At 48.1% G+C, this 20,821-nt stretch carries 19 protein-coding genes; 7 read left to right on the top strand and 12 right to left on the bottom strand.

All coding sequences use genetic code 11. The features are described 5' to 3' along the window. Window positions 1–69: 69 nt before the first annotated feature. The 4 genes from ACN081_RS07545 to ACN081_RS07560 form a co-directional block, all read right to left on the bottom strand. Window positions 70–441: a Sec-independent protein translocase TatB gene (locus tag ACN081_RS07545; protein WP_419103582.1), complete on the bottom strand. Its 372-nt coding sequence runs from the start codon at window positions 439–441 to the stop codon at window positions 70–72. A 215-nt stretch (window positions 442–656) separates the two neighbouring features. Continuing rightward, complete coding sequence (locus ACN081_RS07550; protein WP_419103583.1) at window positions 657–836, bottom strand: DUF3117 domain-containing protein; 180 nt, start codon at window positions 834–836, stop codon at window positions 657–659. 133 nt (window positions 837–969) lie between these two features. Further along, the gene (locus tag ACN081_RS07555; RefSeq protein ID WP_419103584.1) at window positions 970–2,310 is read right to left on the bottom strand and encodes a hypothetical protein; all 1,341 of its coding nucleotides are present in this window, start codon (window positions 2,308–2,310) and stop codon (window positions 970–972) included. A 78-nt stretch (window positions 2,311–2,388) separates the two neighbouring features. After that, window positions 2,389–2,685 carry a hypothetical protein gene (locus ACN081_RS07560; RefSeq protein WP_419103585.1) on the bottom strand — a complete coding sequence of 99 codons (297 nt, stop codon included), beginning with the start codon at window positions 2,683–2,685 and terminating at the stop codon, window positions 2,389–2,391. A gap of 313 nt (window positions 2,686–2,998) precedes the next feature. On the opposite strand from ACN081_RS07560, the gene ACN081_RS07565 reads away from it, so the two are divergent. From ACN081_RS07565 to ACN081_RS07580, 4 genes are read left to right on the top strand one after another with little or no spacing between them, the layout of a single operon-like run. After that, complete coding sequence (locus tag ACN081_RS07565; protein WP_419101590.1) at window positions 2,999–3,739, top strand: amino acid ABC transporter ATP-binding protein; 741 nt, start codon at window positions 2,999–3,001, stop codon at window positions 3,737–3,739. A 12-nt stretch (window positions 3,740–3,751) separates the two neighbouring features. Continuing rightward, window positions 3,752–4,597 carry a glutamate ABC transporter substrate-binding protein gene (locus ACN081_RS07570; RefSeq protein ID WP_419103586.1) on the top strand — a complete coding sequence of 282 codons (846 nt, stop codon included), beginning with the start codon at window positions 3,752–3,754 and terminating at the stop codon, window positions 4,595–4,597. Between the two features lie 30 nt (window positions 4,598–4,627). Continuing rightward, on the top strand, window positions 4,628–5,311 hold the full coding sequence (locus ACN081_RS07575) for an amino acid ABC transporter permease (RefSeq protein WP_419101592.1): 684 nt from the start codon (window positions 4,628–4,630) through the stop codon (window positions 5,309–5,311). Next, a complete protein-coding gene (locus ACN081_RS07580; protein WP_419103587.1) occupies window positions 5,308–6,222 on the top strand; it encodes an amino acid ABC transporter permease in 915 nt (304 codons plus the stop codon). The genes ACN081_RS07575 and ACN081_RS07580 overlap by 4 nt, the downstream gene beginning before the upstream one ends. Window positions 6,223–6,316: 94 nt before the next feature. On the opposite strand, the gene dapE is transcribed toward ACN081_RS07580, so the two are convergent. After that, the gene (dapE, locus tag ACN081_RS07585; RefSeq protein ID WP_419107422.1) at window positions 6,317–7,450 is read right to left on the bottom strand and encodes a succinyl-diaminopimelate desuccinylase; all 1,134 of its coding nucleotides are present in this window, start codon (window positions 7,448–7,450) and stop codon (window positions 6,317–6,319) included. Window positions 7,451–7,558: 108 nt separating this feature from the next. Here dapE and dapD point away from each other — a divergent pair, with 108 nt between their 5' ends. Together dapD and galE are read left to right on the top strand one after the other, a co-directional pair. Then, window positions 7,559–8,512: a 2,3,4,5-tetrahydropyridine-2,6-dicarboxylate N-succinyltransferase gene (gene dapD, locus ACN081_RS07590; RefSeq protein WP_419107423.1), complete on the top strand. Its 954-nt coding sequence runs from the start codon at window positions 7,559–7,561 to the stop codon at window positions 8,510–8,512. Between the two features lie 211 nt (window positions 8,513–8,723). After that, window positions 8,724–9,737: a UDP-glucose 4-epimerase GalE gene (gene galE, locus ACN081_RS07595; protein WP_419103590.1), complete on the top strand. Its 1,014-nt coding sequence runs from the start codon at window positions 8,724–8,726 to the stop codon at window positions 9,735–9,737. Window positions 9,738–9,856: 119 nt separating this feature from the next. On the opposite strand, the gene ACN081_RS07600 is transcribed toward galE, so the two are convergent. From ACN081_RS07600 to ACN081_RS07630, 7 genes are all read right to left on the bottom strand, one after another. Then, complete coding sequence (locus ACN081_RS07600) at window positions 9,857–11,155, bottom strand: citrate synthase (RefSeq protein ID WP_419103591.1); 1,299 nt, start codon at window positions 11,153–11,155, stop codon at window positions 9,857–9,859. Window positions 11,156–11,344: 189 nt separating this feature from the next. Beyond that, a complete protein-coding gene (dapC, locus tag ACN081_RS07605) occupies window positions 11,345–12,475 on the bottom strand; it encodes a succinyldiaminopimelate transaminase (protein WP_419107424.1) in 1,131 nt (376 codons plus the stop codon). A gap of 165 nt (window positions 12,476–12,640) precedes the next feature. Continuing rightward, window positions 12,641–12,964 carry a ferredoxin gene (gene fdxA, locus ACN081_RS07610; protein WP_419101599.1) on the bottom strand — a complete coding sequence of 108 codons (324 nt, stop codon included), beginning with the start codon at window positions 12,962–12,964 and terminating at the stop codon, window positions 12,641–12,643. A 189-nt stretch (window positions 12,965–13,153) separates the two neighbouring features. Further along, a complete protein-coding gene (locus ACN081_RS07615) occupies window positions 13,154–13,594 on the bottom strand; it encodes a hypothetical protein (protein WP_419103593.1) in 441 nt (146 codons plus the stop codon). Between the two features lie 11 nt (window positions 13,595–13,605). Further along, window positions 13,606–14,508: a PIG-L family deacetylase gene (locus ACN081_RS07620; RefSeq protein ID WP_419107425.1), complete on the bottom strand. Its 903-nt coding sequence runs from the start codon at window positions 14,506–14,508 to the stop codon at window positions 13,606–13,608. A 141-nt stretch (window positions 14,509–14,649) separates the two neighbouring features. Continuing rightward, entirely contained in the window at window positions 14,650–16,557 is a 1,908-nt protein-coding gene (gene typA / locus ACN081_RS07625) for a translational GTPase TypA (protein ID WP_419103595.1), read from the bottom strand. A gap of 270 nt (window positions 16,558–16,827) precedes the next feature. Beyond that, window positions 16,828–18,825 carry a BCCT family transporter gene (locus tag ACN081_RS07630; RefSeq protein WP_419103596.1) on the bottom strand — a complete coding sequence of 666 codons (1,998 nt, stop codon included), beginning with the start codon at window positions 18,823–18,825 and terminating at the stop codon, window positions 16,828–16,830. A 258-nt stretch (window positions 18,826–19,083) separates the two neighbouring features. Here ACN081_RS07630 and pgi point away from each other — a divergent pair, with 258 nt between their 5' ends. Then, entirely contained in the window at window positions 19,084–20,763 is a 1,680-nt protein-coding gene (pgi, locus tag ACN081_RS07635) for a glucose-6-phosphate isomerase (RefSeq protein ID WP_419107426.1), read from the top strand. The last annotated feature ends 58 nt before the right edge of the window (window positions 20,764–20,821 follow it).

Below are 20,821 nucleotides of genomic sequence, written 5' to 3' on the forward strand. Positions count from 1 at the left end.
GCCAGCGATGATGGGTTTTTGCCTAGCTAGAGGATAAGAGCGAATACAGTATTGAGAGAAGGTATCGGTTTAAGTAGCTTCAATATCGAAAGGTGCGTATGCGCCTTGAGGTAAACGCTGAATATTTTGTGCTGGTGGCTTGTTCTCAGCTTCTCGTTCTGCTGCCAGACGTGCGCGTTCTTCATCGTCTTCAGCGAGAGCTTCACGCACGATAGTTCGCGGATCGTATTGGCGTGGATCATATTGTTTCCAGTCAAAGTCGCCTAGCGGGTTATCCCCCATGACTTCTTTGAGGTCATCTTTTGCCTCAAACGCCATGGCGCGAACCCATTTAACGCCTTCTTTGAGTTTTTGGGCGTACTCAGGCATGCGTTCTGGCCCGATGACCACGAACACCAGGATTACAAGGACGATAAATTCCATTCCGTTAATACCGAACACAATATGGAAGATTACCAGTTAATTCGGAAGAAAACCGTCAAGCGTCGCATAGTTCATCATCTTTGCCCAGAAAAATATGAGCGATACGCTCTACTGTTGAGCACGGTGAGGCAGAACAGTTCAAGAGCTGTTATTTTTGTCAAAAGTGTTCGGGCGACAAAACTGCCGTGAAAACCGAAGAAGTTTTCACGGCAGTACGGCGTTATATGGTGCTTTTATGAAGTGCTGGGTTGGTCAAAATCTTTGAGACAGTTCTTGAGGTCTTCAATTTCTTGTTCTGATACTTCAAGTACGAGTCGACCGCCTCCTTCAAGAGGTATTTTAACAATAATGCTCCGGTTTTCTTTGAGAATCTCTAAAGGTCCGTCACCGGTGCGTGGTTTCTGGGCAGCCATCTTTTTACTCCTTAATAATGAGTCCCATGGTCATGGTTCAAACTCATGTGACAGCAACCATAATAAACTAGCTGAGGTTTATTGTCTCGTTATGTTGCTCAGTTATCGTAGTATTCCTCAGCGTTCATAACTTTTAAGGTGGATAGTCTCCCCCACCAGGTAGCTCTTTCCAATGCCAGAGCCAGCCAACCCACACACTTTGAAAGATAGCTGAAGCGAGGATCCAAAGAACTCTATATGCTCGTGAACCACTCAACCCGATAAAGACCAAAACTACGGGGAATAACGGCAAGAGAAGCCGGAATGTGGAACTTTGTGGGTATAGGAACAGCAGAAGATATATCAGGTAGCTATAACACCAGAGGTTAAGCACCGGATGTAATACACGACGAGCATATCGCGAGGCCATCAGAAAAATAAAGCCGAGAATGCTCATGATGAGCACAGGAACACCCGCTAACCCAAAATATTCTTGGCTTTGAGCAATCCACGGCTGAAATAGGACAAGATGGCTCTGCCGCCATGCAGTTTCTGTTGCGGTATATGCGTCGATTCTTCCGGTATAAGCCCATGCAATAAGAGGCCAAGAGATAGCAGCCGCACATATGCTGATTGCGCTAACACCTTGTCCGAGATGTTTTATAAGAACTCCACGTAACGTACTGACGGTGGAATGTGCTTGTGGTGTTTGGTGATAGCTACGGTACATGCAGATAAGCCACCATATTCCCGCTAAAGCCCCTAATGGTACCCCTACTGGGCGAGAAAAAGCGGCGAGGATTCCAGCTATTGCCCCTAGTGCCCATCGTTGGGTCATTATGAGGTAGAGAGTCAGCCCAAGAAACACCATATTTAGCGCTTCAGCATAAGGCACTTGAAGGATAGGTGCTACTGGCGCCCACGCAAAAGCAGCGGTAGCCCATAACGCTAAATGGTGTGGAGACTCTACAGCACGACTAGAATCGTTATTCAGGTGTAGGCGATGCTGTCTGCACCAGCTGATAGAACGGTTAAAGAGGAGATATACCACAAGGCAGGCAATAAATCCCGATACGGTAGCTAGCGCTATAGCTGTTGGATAGTATGCGCTACCAGTAAGTTCTTGGATGAATTTTACGCTCATCGGGTAGAGTGGATAGAACGCCCAAGTATTTTGGGTCACCGTGCCTTCGCTATTCGTGGGTAGTGTATGAGGGTACCCGTCGAGGGCTATTCGTTCGTACCAGCCAGAGTCCCAGATACTGATAAATTCGAGATAGGACATTGGCCCTATTTTCCATGGAGTGTATTGATCTTGCGCGCCGACGACGCTAAAAATAACCCAGCCCCAAAGACGGCTTAGCGCAAAAATACTTAGGACTTGGGCGCCCCAATGCAGGTGCTGCCAATAAGTGAAGAATCTGTAGCATAGAAGATACAGATATGCGCTAAAAGCCTGTAGATAGGTGTTCATTCGATGAGTGAGCTGATGCATAGCGAGGTGAAGTCCCTCATTTTTCGTACATGATGTTGCAGTGTTTAACGTTAGAAAATTCTCGGCATATAGCGCTAATTATTGGCTGGAGGAGGCTTCTTTCTCAGCCAATGCGTCTCGCAATGCGAGATTATCATGTTCTGTTTTAATAAGTGCGGTGATTAATTCTTCACGAGAGAACTCTTGATATTCAGCAAAAGTTTTTGAAGGTTCATCGACTTGCGCAGAGGGATGCTGATAAAAATCAATTCCATCTTCTCCCATGTGAACTAGGGTTTTACGAAGAGGATAGAGTCGGTCACTACCAAGCACTGCAACACCCATCATGGTCACAGCAAGAACAAGAAAAGTGACTCCGACTAGAAGATAATTCATCGTTTTCCTCTCGTTTTTCTCCCCCATTGAGAAAAAAATTTATGTGTTTTACTCTAAGCTATCTTAAGCGCGCTTCTCATGATGAGACAGACCGCTCTAAGCTTGTATTCCGTGACTGTTTTCAGTCTCACGATTTTTGGCTTAATAAAACTCTGCCGTAACCGATAAGCGTCATCTGTAACATGCAAGTTACATAAGCCCGTGTACGGTAGAACTGTATATTTCAGGTGTCTGCATTCTCAACGACTATTCCCTCTTTATCACATAGGGACTTTTCTCTGCAGACATATCTACTTTCGTCAGGAGGAACCTAGTGAACGATTCGCTTGTTCAGCTCACATCGGTCAATAAGCACTATGGCGATTTGCACGTTCTCAAAAATATCAATCTTGAGGTGGGCAAAGGAGAGGTCATTATTCTGCTAGGACCCTCTGGTTCTGGTAAATCTACGCTATGCCGTACCATCAACCGTCTTGAAACTATCGATTCCGGTGAAATTCGTATCGACGGAAAGCTCCTTCCCGAAGAAGGCAAAGAACTCGCAAAGCTACGTGCAGAAGTAGGAATGGTTTTCCAGTCCTTTAACCTTTTTGCACACAAAACAATCCTCGAAAACGTCACTCTTGGTCCACGTAAAGTTCGTGGCATGAGCAAAGCAGATGCAGATAAATTAGCCATGGAATTACTCACCAAAGTGGGTGTTGAGTCCCAAGCTCATAAGATTCCAGCTCAGCTCTCTGGCGGGCAACAGCAGCGTGTTGCTATTGCCCGTGCTCTAGCAATGCAACCTAAGGTGATGCTCTTTGACGAACCAACTAGTGCACTCGACCCAGAAATGGTTAACGAAGTTCTCGACACCATGGTATCCCTTGCACGTGAAGGTATGACCATGATTGTTGTAACTCACGAAATGGGATTTGCACGTAAAGCAGCAGACCGTATCGTCTTCCTTGCAGATGGAGAAATTCTCGAGCAAGCAACCCCAGACGAGTTCTTCACCAACCCCAAGTCTGAGCGTGCAAAAGATTTCCTTTCCAAAATTCTCAACCACTAATTAGGAGGTAGTATGAGCGTCATTCACCGCCTCAAAAGTAACGCCGTGAAGACTCTTGCTCTTGCAGCAAGTGCTACTCTCGTTCTTTCTGGATGTGCAGCAAACTCATCAGAAGGCGATAAGCTACGCATCGGCATCAAATACGACCAGCCTGGACTAGGCTACCAAGATGGCAAAAACTACACCGGCTTCGATACCGATGTAGCTCGCTACGTAGCGCAAGAACTTGGTTACCCAGAAGACCGTATCGAGTGGGTTGAGTCGCCCTCAGCAAACCGCGAAAATATGCTGACTAACGGTCAGGTAGACATGATTTTTGCGACCTACTCCATCTCAAAATCTCGCCTTAAAACTATCGACTTTGCAGGCCCTTACTTTGTTGCAGGTCAAGATCTTCTCGTTCAAGCAGATAACAACGACATTAAAGGTCCTGATTCTCTCAACGGAAAGAACCTATGTTCTGTAACAGGTTCAACTTCGGCAAAGAAAATTCAAGACAAATTTGCCTCAAGCGTTCAGCTTGTTCAACAAGGCTCCTACTCAGACTGCGTTGTGGCGCTCAACGCAGGAATGGTTGATGCGGTAACCACCGATGACATCATTCTTGCTGGACTCGGCTCCACTAAAGCAAATAAAGGACACCTCAAACTCGTCGGCAACACTTTCACCGACGAACGCTATGGAGTGGGCCTGCCCAAAGGCAGCGATAAGTGCGAAGCCATTAATAAAGCTATTAACAAAATGGTAGAAACTGGCGAATGGGAAAAGGCACTGGCTAAGAACGTCGGTGACTCAGGTTTCGTCTATAACAAGGAGCTTAATCCTCCTCACCTTGGCACATCATGCGCCACATCCTAACCATTCATTCTTAGATTTACGGAGACTAACGTGACTTTTAGCGAACAGCTCTCCACGCTCTTTAGCACCTATGATGTGCTTGGTGCGTTTTGGGTTAATATACAGCTCACTTTTTGGGCAGCTATTGGATCATTTGTTATCGGCTCCATTCTCGCTCTCATGAGAATTTCGCCGGTACCTTCACTCCAACTAGCAGGAACAGCGTATGTTCATATCTTCAGAAATACGCCGTTGACTATTCTGATGACCCTCGCTATTTTGGGCGTGTGGACACAGTTCCAGCTACAGCTGGTTTCAGATTTTCAGATGAACTTCTTCCTCTACGCAGTAATCGTCTTGGCGCTATACCATGCGGCTTTTGTGTGTGAAGCCATCCGTTCTGGCGTCAATACCGTTCCTATCGGACAGGCAGAAGCGGCACGAGCCATTGGGTTAGGATTCTTCCCCGCTGCTCGTCATATCATCTTCCCTCAGGCGTTACGCGGTTCCATCACTCCTTTGGGCAACACGTTGATTGCGCTTGCAAAGAACTCTACAGTGGCAACAGTTGCTTCAGTAGCAGAGGCATCGGGCATGATGAAATCCATGATTGAATTCAACTCAGACATGATTTTTGTGATTTTCATGGTCTTTGCAGCAGGATTCGTCATCATCGTTGTTCCCATCGGTTTATTGACCACATGGTCCTCACGTAAATTGGCGGTGAAACGATGAAAACTCAGCAAACGACTTCGGTCCTCTTTGATACTCCAGGCCCTCGCGGTCGAGCGCTCACACGAGCTTTCAACATCATTGCAATTATCGCGTTGCTTGCGTTCTTCGGTTATGTTCTTATGGTCATGAACCGTCAAGGGCAGCTTGAAGCCGAAAAGTGGACAGAACTTTTCACCTATCGTGCGTGGGAATCATATTTTATCCCCGGCATTATCTCAACCCTTAAAGCGGCCTTTATCGCTGTAATTACCTCAGTGATTTTTGGAATGATTTTTGGGTATATGCGTCTGGCTCAAAACGCTTTTGTACGTGCTATCGGCACAGTAGTTGTTGAGTTCTTCCGAGCAGTTCCCGTACTCATCATGATGATTTTCTTCTGGCTCTTCTTGGGACGCTTCTCCGTGTTCTCTCCCTCAGAGCTTCCCTTTATTGCGGTAGTTCTCGGATTGACACTGTATAACGGTTCAGTCATCGCTGAATTACTTCGTTCAGGCGTCAAACAGCTCCCTAAAGGCCAAGGAGAAGCCGGCGTAGCAATTGGTTTGACTCCTGGTCAGGTTCTTCGCAATATCTTGATGCCTCAGGCAATGCTCACGATGATGCCTTCATTGCTTTCACAGTTTGTGGTCATTCTCAAAGATACTGCCTTAGGTTATATCATCTCTTACCCAGAGCTTCTTGCCGCAGCACGTCGATTTGGTTCGGGTGAAGGCAATATTCTCCAGAGCCTACTCTTAGCAGCGGTACTCTTTATCATCATCAACTTTGCTTTGACGATGTTTGCAAGCTGGCTATCTGGTTTCTTGAGCTCACGTTCGTCCTCAGGTATTAAGAAATCTGATGGTGTTCCAGGTGAGGTTGATAATCCGAACCCCGATACCATTCAGATGTTTAAGATGCCTAAAGCCTAGAAGTTTTTTAGCTTCTTATGCATAAAGCTTTGGTGTTATCGACGATCACTTCGCCGACAACACCAAAGCTTTTTCTATGCCCAAAGAGAAGAAGCTATTTCTGTGATAGCCACTCTTTGAGGCTCGTAAAGCAATGATAGATTTCTTCAACGTCAACATGTTCATCATCAGTATGAGCAAGTAAGGCATCTCCGGGCCCAAAGTTCACTGCAGGAATACCCATCTGAGAAAAACGAGCAACGTCGGTCCAACCGTATTTAGGTTTAGGTTCTTCTCCAACGGCAGCTATCAGTTCTTGCGCCAGAGGAGCGTCAAGTCCTGGGCGGGCAGCTGCAGATTGGTCAACAAAGTCAAGTTCGTATCCGGCAAAGACCTCGCGCATATGAGTGGTAGCTTCTTCAAGAGTGTGTTTTGGTGAGAAACGATAATTGATGTGCACTGAGCATCGGTCAGGAATGACGTTACCGGCTACTCCCCCAGAAATTTGGACAGCATTGAGCCCTTCTCGATAAGCTAGCCCCTCAACTTCGTGAGTTTGAGCTTCATAGGAGCATAGGCGGGTCAGCACATCATTCATTGCATGAATTGCGTTTTTTCCGACCCATGACCGCCCAGAATGTGCGGCGACACCTTGGCAATGAATCCAAAAACGCATGGTTCCGTTACAACCACCTTCAATAGTTCCGTGGGTGGGTTCAAGAAGAACTGCGAAATCTGCGTCGTTGAGAAGATGAGGGTGATGACGCATTAACCGTGCTAAACCGGATAGTTCACTGGCAACTTCTTCATGGTCATAAAAAACATAGGTGATATCGTATTGGGCGTGTTGTAGGGCTGCCGCTAAAGCCAGTTGTACGGCAACACCTGATTTCATGTCGGTAGCGCCCCGACCATAAAGTTTTTTCACGCCGTTCTCTTCGCACCATTGGGAGGGTACTGTTCCTCTAGAATTTGGGGTCTGAGGCAGTGGAACAGTATCAAGGTGACCGGCAAGAATAACTCGCTGTTTCTTTCCCCATTGGGTGCGAGCAATGATAGAGTCACCGTCACGAGTGACCGATAAATACTCGAGCGAGCGCAAGGAGGTTTCAACGGCGTCGGCGAGTTCGTGCTCATGGCTAGAAACTGAAAAAATATCGATGATTTGAGCGCTTAGTTCTGCCACGTCACCGGAAATGTTGAGGGCGTTGCTCTTTGTGTTGTGTTCGGTTCGGTTATCTTCGTTCATAGGTTTTATCTTACTCAGCTGTAGATCTTTGACGTTGTTCTCTATGAGCTTTTCTCAGTCGGTGATACTGGCTTTAACGTACCGCTAGAACAAACTACACTAGAGGGTATGAGTGATAATAATGTACGTTTAGCTTCTGGAATTGGTATCGCAACAGTTGTTTGTCAGGGTGCAAACGCTGGAACTGTCCTTGATACGTGGTTTCCTCGTCCGACGTTGGGAGAGACTCCTGTTGATCTTCGGTCAGAATTAGAACCGTTGGTTGGTTCTGATGAGTCTCGTAATGTGCGCACCGAGATTGTTTCTGTACGTATTGATATAGATCAAGCACCGGCTGATGCTTCTGACGCTTATCTTCGGTTACATTTGCTATCGCATACGTTGGTAGCCCCTAATAACATTAATCTTGATGGTCTATTTGGGCAGTTAGCTAATGTGGCGTGGACGAACTTTGGTCCGGTGCTTGCCAGTGAAATTCAAGATCTTCAGATTGGTCTTCGTGCTCGTGGGAATCTTGTGATTTCTCACGTGGATAAGTTCCCTCGCATGATTGATTATGTTGTTCCGGCAGGTGTCCGTATTGGTGATGCGGATAGAGTACGTCTTGGCGCTCATCTATCTGAAGGTACTACGGTGATGCACGAGGGATTCGTCAATTTCAACGCTGGCACCTTAGGTGTTTCGATGGTAGAGGGACGCATCTCTCAAGGTGTCGTTGTTGGCGATGGTTCTGACATTGGCGGGGGTGCTTCTACGATGGGTACTCTCTCTGGTGGTGGCACCGAACGTGTCAGCATTGGTGAGCGTTCTTTGCTTGGTGCTGAGGCAGGTGTCGGTATCGCTCTTGGCGATGATTGTGTCGTTGAAGCTGGTTTATACGTAACAGCTGGTTCTCGGGTGACCTTATTGCAGCCCGGTCAAGATCCTGTGACGGTGAAGGCTGCCGAATTATCTGGTGTTTCTAATATTTTGTTCCGCCGAAATTCAGTTTCTGGTGCGATTGAGGTATTACCTCGTGCGAATAATACGGTTCAGCTTAATGCGGACTTACATTCAAACTAATCATGAGCTGATATAAGGCGTAGTATTTATCTGATACTACGCCTTAGGTGGTGCTTGGGGTGTTTCGTCCTTTGTTGTGGCTACAGATGTAGTACAAAGTCTTCTAGAGTTTCTGAGAATAAAATTGCAGAAAAACAGTAGAGTTAAAAGAAGAGTTTGGTCTTGATCGGATTCGTTGACTGTTGTTGAAGACTTCTATTGAGGGAGAAAAATGAAAATTCTAGTTACTGGCGGTGCCGGATACATTGGCTCACACACTGTTTTAGAGTTGTTAAATGCTGGTCATGAGGTTGTTGTGATGGATAACCTTGCGAATTCTTCTGAGGAGTCTTTACGTAGAGTCAGTGAACTCAGCGGTAAAGAGGTTGCCTTCCATCAGGTTGATTTGCTTGATATGCCGGCGATGAAGAAACTCTTTGCGGAGCAAAAGCCTGAAGCTGTCATTCATTTTGCAGGGCTTAAAGCTGTGGGTGAGTCTGCTGAGAAACCGTTGTGGTATTACCAAACGAATGTGGCGGGTACTCTGAATCTTCTCTACGCAATGGAAGAATCTGGCTGCCGTTCTATCGTATTTTCTTCTTCTGCTACGGTGTATGGTGAACCGGAAGAGATGCCTCTAACCGAAAAAATTAATATGGACGCCCAGTCTTGTTATGGTCGCACTAAAGAACATATTGAAGATATGCTCCGTGATTTAGGTGCTTCTGATGAGTCTTGGAATATTGCTCTTTTGCGCTATTTTAATCCTGTCGGTGCGCATGAGTCTGGCAAAATCGGTGAGGACCCTTCCGGCATCCCCAATAATCTGGTGCCGTTTATTGCGCAAGTTGCGGTGGGCCGTCGTGAATTCTTAAATGTTTTCGGTAATGACTACCCCACGGTCGATGGTACCGGCGTTCGAGATTATATCCACGTTGTTGATTTGGCTGACGGCCATTTGAAGGCTCTTGACTACATCACTACTCATGGCGGGGTACGCACCTGGAATTTAGGCACTGGTAATGGTTATTCGGTACTTGAAGTTCTTCACGCCTTTGAGAAAGCCTGTGGCAAGGAGCTCCCCTATCGTATAGTTGCACGTCGTCCGGGCGATGTGGCAGTGTCTTTTGCTGATCCATCGTCTGCTCTTGCTGATTTGGGTTGGTCTGCTCGTCGTGATATTGACACGATGGTACGTGACCACTGGAACTGGCAGAAGAATAATCCTCAAGGTTATGGGCAATAATACGAGATTATAAGACCCGTTATATCTGCTTCCGTTAAGAGGTTGGGGGTCGATAGCGTTGATGCTATCGACCCCCAACCTTTTATCTCTTGATACGAATACGGAACGGCTAGTCCCGTTTAGGAGTGGTTCTCTTGGCTTCCGGGGTAGTGCCGTAGTGGTTCTCCAACGTACACTTGACGTGGGCGCCCGATTCTAATTTCGGGGTCGTGGATGAGTTCACGCCATTGGGCAATCCAGCCTGGCATACGGCCAAGGGCGAAGAGAACGGTAAACATTTCTTCGGGGAATCCCATGGCCTTGTAGATAAGTCCGGTGTAGAAGTCTACGTTGGGGTAGAGTTTCCGTTCGATAAAGTAGTCATCAGCTAGTGCTTTTTCTTCTAGTTTTCGGGCGATGTCGAGCAGTTCGTCGTTGCCACCTAGTTTATTGAGCACTTCGTCAGCAGTTTTTTTGATGATGCGAGCACGCGGATCGTAGTTCTTGTAGACTCGGTGGCCGAATCCCATGAGGCGTACGCCGTCTTCTTTACGTTTGACTTTTTCCATGAAGGCTTCGGGGCTGATACCTTCTGATTGGATGCTACGTAGCATGTTCAATACGGCTTCGTTTGCGCCTCCGTGCAGTGGCCCGTGGAGTGCGTTGATACCAGCGGAGATGGAGGCGAAAATATTGGCTTGTGCTGATCCGACCATGCGCACGGTAGATGTTGAACAGTTTTGTTCGTGATCTGCGTGCAATAAGAGCAAGGTGTCTAGGGCTTTAGCCTTAACGGGGTCTACTTCGTAGTCTTCGGTGGGGAACCCAAAGCACATCCTCAAGAAGTTTTCAGCGTAGTTGAGGTTGTTCTGTGGGTACATGAAGGGTTCGCCTTTAGATTTTTTATAGGCGTACGCTGCAAGTGTTGGGACTTTAGAGAGAAGTCGGAATGTTGATATTTCTACGTGACGTTTGTCGAAGGGGTCTAGGGAATCTGCGTAGAAGGTGGACATCGTTGAGACGGAGGAGGCGAGCACTGCCATCGGGTGTGCGTCGCGTGGGAATCCGGCGTAGAACATTTTGAAGTCTTCGTGTACCATCGTGTGGCGGCGAACCATGGTGTCAAAGTCTTCGTATTCTTTGACGGTGGGTAGTTCACCGTAGATGAGCAGATACGCTACTTCTAAGAAGCTGGCATTTTCGGCGAGTTCTTCGATGGGGTATCCACGGTATCGTAGGATACCGGCGTCACCGTCGATGTAGGTGATGGCTGATTTTGTGGTTGCGGTGTTCATAAATCCGGGGTCGTAGGAGACTTGTCCGGTGTTTTTCATCAGCCCTGCGATGTCAAATGCGCCGTTGCCTTCGGTAGGGGTGACGTAGCTTAGCTCCTGTGCGGTGTCGTTATAGTGCAACACAGCGGTATGGTTTTCAGACATTCTTTCCTCCGTGTATCGAGAAATGTGGTGTCTCGGTAGCAGCTGTATATTGTGGGAAGCTGTGTATGCCATGGTGGTGGCTTTTCTACCGAGAGCACTAAAAGTAATCTCTATTACACCCTACAGGTAAGAATGTTATAAGTCACATTCATGTGGGCTTGTTGCGTATTTTTCTAGTCAAAATGACATTTATCGACGCAGACGCTCTACCGCATGGTTGATGTCCTCATCACTTCCGGTCAAAGCAATACGCACGTATCCTTCCCCTGCAGAACCATAGAAGACGCCTGGTCCTACGAGGATACCTAAACGAGCAAAACGTTCGACAGTAGTCCACGTATCTTCGCCAGCACTACCCCATAGATAAAGACCCGCTTCAGATTCTTCGACTTGAATACCGAAGTTTTGCACAGCGGGTAGAAGTAGCTCGCGACGAGCACGATACAAGTCTTTTTGTGCTTGGACGTGTTGCTCATCGTTTAGCGCTGCAATCATTGCAGATTGCACCGGTGCAGGAACAATCATTCCGGCATGTTTACGAGAGTTAACGAGATTGAGAATGAGCTGCTCATCGCCGGCAACAAAAGCGGCTCGATAACCAGCCATATTAGATTGTTTAGACAACGAATAGACGCTCAGCACGTTCTCAAAACTTCCTTGAGTGACGTAAGGGTCGAGCAACGAGGGAACAGAAGTTCCGCCCCGCTGAGCATCCCATTGACCCCAACCAAGTTCGGCGTAGCATTCATCTGATGCAACGATTGCACCGAGCTCACGTGCTTGTTCAACTAATGTTCGCATCTGCTCGAGAGACGTTACTGCACCGGTAGGGTTTGACGGTGAGTTAACCCAGATGAGCTTGACTCGAGAACGAGTGCCCTCATCGAGTTCTTCTAGAGTGTCTGCAGCAACGTGTTGGGCTCCTGCTAGTTGTGCTCCGATGTCGTAGGTTGGGTACGCGATACGCGGGCGTACAACAACATCTTGTGCATTTAGACCCAGAAGAAATGGCAACCATGCAATCAGTTCTTTTGAGCCTACTGTTGGCATAATTTGTTGGGGGTTCAGCCCTGTTACTGAACGACGGCGTTCATACCAGCAAGCGATAGATTCTCGAAGTTGCACAGTGCCGTGTGTGGTGGGGTATCCGTGTGCATCCGACATATTCGCCAATGCCTCTCGTACAACAGAGGGTGTGCTGTCGATGGGCGTGCCGATTGAGAGGTTGACAAGAGGACCTTGATATTGTTCTGCAATTTCTCGGTAGGGTGCGAGTTGTTCCCAGGGGTATTCTGGCAGGTTAAGACCGAATGTAGGCATGAACTTTTCCTCAGTAGATGGGTCGGTAATTGGGGTGTTCTCATATCTTATCGTTGTAGGAGGCTCTGCCTAAAAGATATTTCATATCAAGAAATCTTTGTGGTCAAGAAAAAAGAGCTTCTATGCGCTAGTGGTTGCGCACAGAAGCTCTTGATAAGAATTATTTTAGTCTTGGTTTTGTGGCGGGAGTCCAGCAATCCACGCGACATCGCTGCCGGTTGGTCCTAGACGTGCAGCCCCACCAGGAGAGCCGAGTTCGTCGAAGAAGTCTGCGTTGGCAGCGGTGTATTCTGACCATTCTTCAGGGACGTCGTCTTCGTAGTAGATTGCTTCTACGGGGCATACGGGCTCGCACGCGCCACAGTCTACACATTCGTCGGGATGAATGTATAGCGTACGCTCTCCCTCGTAGATGCAGTCTACGGGGCACTCTTCAACACATGCGCGATCTTTGACATCGACGCAAGGCTGGGCGATAACGTAAGTCATGCAATAGCCTTTCTGAGCCGGTACGGCGGATTCTTAGAAGCACCTTGTAGTGCAAAACCTCTACCTATGGTAGTCCGATTGAGTCGAAACTGAAGACTTTAGTGGTGGAACTGACATAGTTTTTACCACCGAGTTATTTTCTTTATCAAATAACTTAGCTTAGCCTTAGCTTAGTTTCAGCTGGAAAAATTATGACAAAGAACGTGCCACACGCTGAGCGATAAGAGCAGCACCCAAAGCACCAAAAGTCCATATCACACCAGCAATTCCCACCGGAACTTGGGGGTTCAAGAGCACCAATAACGAGCCTTCTTTACCGAAAGCAAAAAGACCAATGAGTATAAAAGCTACAATGCCAACCAAGGCTCCGCCCCATGAAGCCCCAGACCGCAACGCACTCCATAAACTCGCACAAAACACCATCACAATAGCTACACAACTCCCCCACGGCACAAACCATGAAGCATTCGGCGCATACCAGATGGAAGCATGATACATCGTCCCCATAAATCCAGTAATAACACCTAAAGCGATTGCCGTGATGACGGAGTTCAATGCTGTCGGATACACATCGACGTTTTGACGATCCTCATCTGAAAACGAACGCGAATTAACCTTAGTTTGTTTCATCTTTTCTTCTCCTATGATGAGGAAGACAGCTCTACTGTTGAAGCAGACCACACGAGCCGATACGTTTCTCGAGCAGATATTTTTTGAGTCACCAAATTAGAGAACTGATAGCTATCTTCAGCGGTAATGATCACCTGAGTACGATGAGCTGCCATAGCCTCACGTTTACGCACAAGAGACCCCTCAATCACAGCCTGTATTCGGTTATCCTCAGAAGAATAGTCTCCTTCCAACCCCCACAATAGGCAAGGAGCATCGGGAGTGTCCTCAAGATTCTTGACAGCTTCCAAGCTCACTTCATGAGTTCTCACATGATCAGGGTGACCGTACCCTCCCCCAGCATCATATGTCACGACAACATGCGGTCGATAATGTTTAATCACACGCATTAGAGCCTGAACTTGAACGTCTAAAGAAGTTTTCGTCAAGCATCCAGAAGAAGCCTGCGGGTTTGCTTCAGGGCGACCGTTAGCACCCCATACCATTCCAGAGTCGTAGAAGACTGATGGCGTATCTTTTCCAGCAGAAACACCTTCACCTAAAAAGAGGTGCTCATGAACACCCAGAGACTGTATTGCCTCACGCAATTCACCAGAACGATACTCTCCCAGAGCCTGACCGCCATCAGTGCACTGTTGCTGCCCAACTTCAAGATATTTAAGCTCGCTCGGGATTACTTCGCCTAATTCACCGCGAGTCATCGTCACTAAGTCTACTTGAGCACCAGAATCTGCTAAAAACCCCATTGTTGCACCAGTAGAGGTAGATTCATCATCAGGGTGAGCATGAACAAAAAGGACACGCGCTTCATGTACATCTAGCCCCTCAGGCAGTAAAGAAAATACAGCGTCTTCGCGGACTGTGTCGCCTTGTTCTGGATAATACGGTGTGGAGTCTTGCTCTTGAGACAGCATACGTTCGACCCTCCTACAGTAGTAGTTCTAGCGTGTACAGGTATAGTGTGAAGGGGCTACCATCACTGATGGTAACCCCTTCACTGACAAGGTGTTAAACTTCAATCCCGCAGGCGAAGCTCTACCCAAATACTGTGTTAATTAGTCGCGGTGACGACGACGATATTCACGAATACGTTCGTTGGAATCAAGAATCACCTTACGAATACGAATAGCTTCAGGAGTAACTTCCACACACTCATCTTCACGTGCCCATTCAAGAGATTCTTCGAGGGTGAGCTTCTTAGGCGGAGTCATATTCTCGAAGTTATCAGCAGTAGAAGAACGCATGTTCGTTAGCTTCTTCTCTTTAGTGATGTTCACTTCCATATCGTCGGCACGTGAGTTTTCACCGATAATCATGCCTTCATAGACTTCGGAGGTTGGCTCAACAAAAATCGTGCCTCGTTCTTGAAGGTTGATAATGGCATAAGGTGTTACAACACCAGCACGGTCAGAAATCATCGAACCGTTAGTACGGTATTCGATGTCTCCAGCCCAAGGCTCATATCCAGTTGAGTAGGAGGAAGAAATGCCTGCACCACGAGTTTCAGTCAAGAACTGGGTACGGAAACCGATCAAGCCACGAGCTGGCACAGAGAATTCCATACGAACCCAGCCGGTGCCGTTATTCGCCATGTTCTCCATACGGCCTTTACGTGCTGCCATCAGCTGAGTTACGGCACCAAGGAACTCTTCTGGAACGTCAATAATCATGTGTTCCATAGGTTCATGCAATTTACCGTCAATGGTCTTGGTAACAACCTGAGGTTTACCAACAGTCAGTTCGAAACCTTCGCGACGCATCTGCTCCACCAAAATAGCAAGCGCGAGTTCGCCACGTCCTTGAACTTCCCATGCGTCAGGACGCTGAGTAGGAAGAACCTTCAAAGAAACGTTACCGATAAGCTCTTTATCAAGACGGTCTTTAACCTGACGCGCGGTGACTTTAGCACCTTTGACTTTACCAGCAAGAGGAGAGGTGTTAATACCGATAGTCATCGAGATTGCTGGGTCATCAACGGTAATCAGTGGGAGCGCTTTAGGGTTATCAGGGTCGGTGAGGGTTTCACCGATGGTGATGTCTTCGATACCTGCAACTGCCACAATTTCGCCAGGTCCAGCTTCTTCAGCAGGTACGCGGTCAAGCGCTTTAGTAACCAAGAGTTCAGAGATACGAACGTTCTTGAGTTGGCCATCTTGACGTGCCCAGGCAACGGTCTGTCCTTTTTTGATGCGACCGTTGAAGATACGCAACAACGCTAGACGTCCCAAGAAGGGTGATGAGTCGAGGTTGGTAACGTGCGCTTGAAGAACCTCTGTGGGGTCATAGGTTGGCGCTGGAACGTGGTTGATGATGGTTTCGAAGAGAGGCTCGAGGTCATCGTTATCAGGAAGAGCGCCGTCTGCTGGCTGGTTCATCGACGCTGCACCAGCTTTACCGGAAGCGTAGACGATAGGCACATCCAGCAAGGAATCTGCGTCAAGGTCGGGAACCTCATCAGCGAGGTCGGAGGCAAGACCAAGGAGTAAGTCCATGGATTCGGAAACGACTTCGTCGATACGCGCGTCGGGGCGGTCTACTTTGTTGACCACAAGAATAACAGGTAGTTTTGCCGCTAGTGCTTTACGTAGCACGAAGCGGGTCTGAGGAAGAGGCCCTTCAGAGGCGTCAACCAATAGGACAACACCATCGACCATGGAGAGTCCGCGTTCGACTTCACCACCGAAGTCAGCGTGGCCGGGGGTGTCAATAACGTTAATGGTAATTTTTTCACCCTGTGCAGAAGGGCCATCATAGAACACGGTGGTGTTCTTTGCCAAAATGGTGATGCCTTTTTCCTTTTCGAGGTCACCAGAGTCCATCACTCGGTCTTCAACGTCAGCGTGTGCAGAGAATGCGTTGGTCTGCTTCAGCATTGCATCAACGATAGTAGTTTTGCCGTGGTCAACGTGCGCCACAATTGCTACGTTGCGCAGGTCGCTGCGCGAAGCGGTGTTTTCAGACATGCGTATAAGTCTCGCTTAAATCTAGGGAATAAAAGATGCCCACTCAAGAACAATTTATTTGGTAGTACCCACACAAAAAATGAGCACCCTGTAAAGAGGGCTTAGTGACATCATACCTGTCTTCATACTCAGATACCCTCTACGGTGATAAAACTCCCTAAAAGATTTAGCTCATAGTTTTGTTTAAAGTCGCAGGGCGGGTACCCATAAGTTTTTCTTATGGGTACCCGCCTTGACTTTAGGTGAGCGCTCTATGTAGAGTTCTACGTGTTATTTTTTACGTGAGCTCCATGGCATTTTTCGAGAAGTTTTAGCAGAGCGGTCTGCTTCTACTTCTTCGGCACTTACCATGCGAAGAGCCTGTGTATCAGTGATTTTCTTGATAGCTGCAGTATTTGCTTCGACTTGCATCGTCACATCATCAACGACTGAGGCGACAGCTTCTTCCACGGCTTCTTCCACCGCAGCTTCAACCTTCGCGTCAACCGCTTGGCCAACAGCCTGGTCAAGCGCCTGATCGACCGCATTTTCGATGGCTTGTTCCATGTGGGCTTCGACGTGCGCTTCAACTTGCGCTTCGACGCCTTCAGCAACCATCTCATCCACGGTTTCGCCGATACGTTCGTGTAGTTCTGCGGCAATTTCTTCTCGAGCATTACGACGCTGAGCACGAACGAAGAGTCGGTGCTCATAGCTCAATGCTTTATAGAGCGAGATACACATCATGATAATCACGACGGAGAATGGTAAGGCCGTCAAAATCGCGATGGTTTGAATTGCCGTGAGGGAGTCTGGCCCGCCCACAAGAATCAAGACGATTGCGGTAGCAGCTGCTACGACAACCCAGAACACACGAATCCAAGTCTTGGGTTCAGGTGAACCGTTGGTTGAGAGCATGCCCAGAACGAGCGCACCAGAGTCAGCTGATGTCACAAAGAAAATCGTAATCAGCAGAACTGCGCCAACAGTAAGGGCAGTACCAGCTGGAAGGTTTTCGAACATCTTAAATAGTGCGTTTTGAGCAGAGACACTTCCGTCTGCTTCAAGAAGGGTCTTGTTTTCGAAGAGCTCTTGATGCAGTGCAGTTCCACCAAGTACGGAGAACCAGAAGAAGGAGGTGAGCGCTGGAACAATCAGAACGCCCATCACAAATTCGCGAACGGAACGTCCTTTAGAAACGCGTGCGATGAACATACCAACGAAAGGTGACCATGAAATCCACCAGCCCCAGTAGAAGGTGGTCCATGCAGCTTGGAACTTCTCGCCCTCATCGCCGTATAGTGCGAGGGTATCGAAGGTCATGGAGACCATATTTTGGAGGTAGTTACCGATGGAGCCAACAAATTCTCGGAGTAAGAAGATGGTTGGTCCAACGACAAGAACGAAAATGCAGACGATAGCTGCAAGCATGAGGTTTCCGTTAGAGAGGAGCTTCATGCCTTTTTCGAGTCCGGTCACAACAGAGAAGAGGGTAATGCCCATAAGAACGATGATGATTCCCACAAGCCATAGCTCGTTATCTGCAGGAATGTTGAGGTAGCCAAGTCCAGCAGCAATCTGCATCACGCCAAGGCCGAGGGATGTTGCGACACCGAAGAGTGTTCCCACGAGTGCAACGATGTCGATGACGTCACCCCATCCGCCCTTGACTCGATCACCGAGTAGCGGTTTGAGGGAGTATCGGATAGATAGCGGCAATTTGAGACGGTGTGCAGAGTATGCAATAGCCAAACCTACGATGACATAGATAGCCCAAGGGTGGAAGCCCCAGTGCAGGAAGGACTGGCTCATTGCGGCTTGTGCTACTTGTTGTTCATTACCGCTCACGCCGGGGCGTGGGGTGACGTAGTGCATGAGAGGTTCTGTTGCACCATAGAACACCAGACCGATACCCATGCCTGCAGCGAAGAGGAATGCAAACCAGGTGGTAAAGGAATATTCGGGTTCGTCATCGTCGTTTCCGAGTTTGACGTCGCCCATGCGGGAGAACCCGAGGTAGAGCGCAAAGATGACGAAGAATGCGATGATTGCGACGTAGTACCAGCCGAAGTAGTTAATAACGTCGCTTTGTAGTGCGTTAAAAATTCCTTTAGCTTTTTGGGGGAAGAGGAGTGTGAACCCGATAAAAACCGCCATAATAACGGCAGCGGGCCAGAATACTTTACCGGAGAGGTTTCCGGCGCGCATATTGGCGCGGGTTTCTTGACTTACGTCTGCTTTGCGTAAGTCTGGAGCCCCCTCAGGTAGTGAAGTTTCAGTCTTAGCCATATGTGTTATTGCCTTATATCTCTGGTTACGAACTGTGTATGTTTTCGTTAATAAAAAACCCTGTATGGACAGGGCTAGCTCGTCCAGCATATCGAAAATATGAATTAATATCTACTAAATCATCAGATTACTTATAATTTATTAAGTAGGCTCACTATCTATTAGAAAACACCTCGGAAAATATGTCCCCTATCACTAAATGAGTTTTTCTTCCTTGAGAACTAGGCAGAGCACCCACAAGAGAGGAAAATAAGAATTATGACTAACAACATCGTAAATCCCACTCAAACCACAGCATGGGAAGCCCTCACACGTCACCATCAAGAACTCACACCAAACCTCCGCGGGTGGTTTAAACAGGACCCACAGCGAGCAGAAAAACTCAGCTTCACAGTGGCAGACCTTCACGTAGACCTCTCCAAAAACCTCATCAACGAGCAGACCCTCGAACTGCTTACTCAGCTAGCTCAGCAAGTACAGCTAGAACAACGCCGCGACGCAATGTTCGCCGGCGAACACATCAACGTCACCGAAGACCGCGCCGTCTTGCACACCGCTCTACGCCGCCCACAAGGAGCAACACCAGAACTGGTTGTTGACGAACAAAATATTGACCAAGACGTACACGACGTCCTCGCTAAGGTCTATGCATTTGCTGAACGCGTTCGTTCAGGCGAATGGGTTGGCGTCACCGGAAAACGCATTAAAACCATCGTCAATATCGGTATCGGCGGATCAGACCTTGGCCCCGTCATGGTCTATGAAGCGCTCAAATCCTATGCACAACAAGGTCTAGAAGCACGCTTCATCTCAAACATTGACCCCACCGACGCAGCAGAGACCGTCAGCGACCTCGACCCCGAAACCACTCTATTCATCGTCGCTTCCAAAACTTTTGGCACCCTCGAAACCCTCACTAACGCACGCGTATGCCGTGAATGGTTACTTGAAAAACTTTCAGCAGCCGGAGCACTGGAAGGCAAAGAAAACCGTGAAGCAGTAGCACGCCACTTCGTAGCAGTTTCTACAGCACTCGATAAGGTGGAAGCATTCGGCATCGACCCCGAAAATGCCTTTGGATTCTGGAACTGGGTAGGAGGACGCTACTCTGTAGACTCCGCCATTGGAACATGCCTTACTATCGTCCTTGGCCCACAAGTCTTTGAAGAATTCCTTGCTGGATTCCATGCCGTTGACGAGCATTTCCGCACCACCGAACTTTCTCAGAACGTTCCTACACTCATGGGATTGCTCAACATCTGGAACGTCAATTTCTTGGGTGCAGAAACCCACGCAGTACTCCCCTATGACCAGTACTTGCACCGTTTCCCTGCATACCTACAACAGCTCACCATGGAATCTAACGGTAAGGGCGTCACTGCAGACGGACAGCCCGTTATCTACAACACCGGCGAAGTTTTCTGGGGAGAGCCGGGCACCAACGGACAGCATGCGTTTTACCAGCTCATCCATCAGGGTACCCGAATTATCCCCGCAGATTTTATTGCTTTTGCAAACCCCATTCACCCAACTCGTGATGGTGAGCAAGACGTTCATGAGCTCTTCCTCGCAAACTTCTTCGCACAAACTAAAGCGCTGGCATTTGGCAAAACCGCAGAAGAGGTTCGCGCAGAAGGAACCGCAGAAGGAATTGTCCCCGCCCGTGTCTTTACGGGTAACCGCCCAACAACCTCTATCATGGCTTCACGCCTAACACCTTCTGTCCTTGGACAGCTTATCGCCCTCTATGAGCACATCACCTTTGTTCAAGGTGTTGTCTGGGGTATTGACTCCTTCGACCAGTGGGGTGTTGAACTTGGTAAAGAGCTTGCATTACAGCTTGCTCCAGCTGTTGGTGGAGATCGGGAGGTTCTTGCACAGCAAGATTCATCGACTCGGGGTCTTATTCAGTTCTACCTTAAAAATCGCACAGCCTAACGAGCTCAACAATATCCTGCTCTAGGGGTGGGGTGAACACCCCAAATGGTGTGTTAAA

Origin of the sequence: Rothia sp. P13129, from assembly GCF_048512865.1 — a bacterium.
Taxonomy (GTDB): domain Bacteria; phylum Actinomycetota; class Actinomycetes; order Actinomycetales; family Micrococcaceae; genus Rothia.

Bases quoted from the DNA above. Each gene is read 5' to 3' on its own strand.
- ACN081_RS07550 (WP_419103583.1), bottom strand. From the start codon at position 836: ATGGCTGCCCAGAAACCACGCACCGGTGACGGACCTTTAGAGATTCTC.
- ACN081_RS07555 (WP_419103584.1), bottom strand. From the start codon at position 2,310: ATGCATCAGCTCACTCATCGAATGAACACCTATCTACAGGCTTTTAGC.
- ACN081_RS07560 (WP_419103585.1), bottom strand. From the start codon at position 2,685: ATGAATTATCTTCTAGTCGGAGTCACTTTTCTTGTTCTTGCTGTGACC.
- ACN081_RS07570 (WP_419103586.1), top strand. From the start codon at position 3,752: ATGAGCGTCATTCACCGCCTCAAAAGTAACGCCGTGAAGACTCTTGCT.
- ACN081_RS07580 (WP_419103587.1), top strand. From the start codon at position 5,308: ATGAAAACTCAGCAAACGACTTCGGTCCTCTTTGATACTCCAGGCCCT.
- dapE (WP_419107422.1), bottom strand. From the start codon at position 7,450: ATGAACGAAGATAACCGAACCGAACACAACACAAAGAGCAACGCCCTC.
- dapD (WP_419107423.1), top strand. From the start codon at position 7,559: ATGAGTGATAATAATGTACGTTTAGCTTCTGGAATTGGTATCGCAACA.
- galE (WP_419103590.1), top strand. From the start codon at position 8,724: ATGAAAATTCTAGTTACTGGCGGTGCCGGATACATTGGCTCACACACT.
- ACN081_RS07600 (WP_419103591.1), bottom strand. From the start codon at position 11,155: ATGTCTGAAAACCATACCGCTGTGTTGCACTATAACGACACCGCACAG.
- dapC (WP_419107424.1), bottom strand. From the start codon at position 12,475: ATGCCTACATTCGGTCTTAACCTGCCAGAATACCCCTGGGAACAACTC.
- fdxA (WP_419101599.1), bottom strand. From the start codon at position 12,964: ATGACTTACGTTATCGCCCAGCCTTGCGTCGATGTCAAAGATCGCGCA.
- ACN081_RS07615 (WP_419103593.1), bottom strand. From the start codon at position 13,594: ATGAAACAAACTAAGGTTAATTCGCGTTCGTTTTCAGATGAGGATCGT.
- ACN081_RS07620 (WP_419107425.1), bottom strand. From the start codon at position 14,508: ATGCTGTCTCAAGAGCAAGACTCCACACCGTATTATCCAGAACAAGGC.
- typA (WP_419103595.1), bottom strand. From the start codon at position 16,557: ATGTCTGAAAACACCGCTTCGCGCAGCGACCTGCGCAACGTAGCAATT.
- ACN081_RS07630 (WP_419103596.1), bottom strand. From the start codon at position 18,825: ATGGCTAAGACTGAAACTTCACTACCTGAGGGGGCTCCAGACTTACGC.
- pgi (WP_419107426.1), top strand. From the start codon at position 19,084: ATGACTAACAACATCGTAAATCCCACTCAAACCACAGCATGGGAAGCC.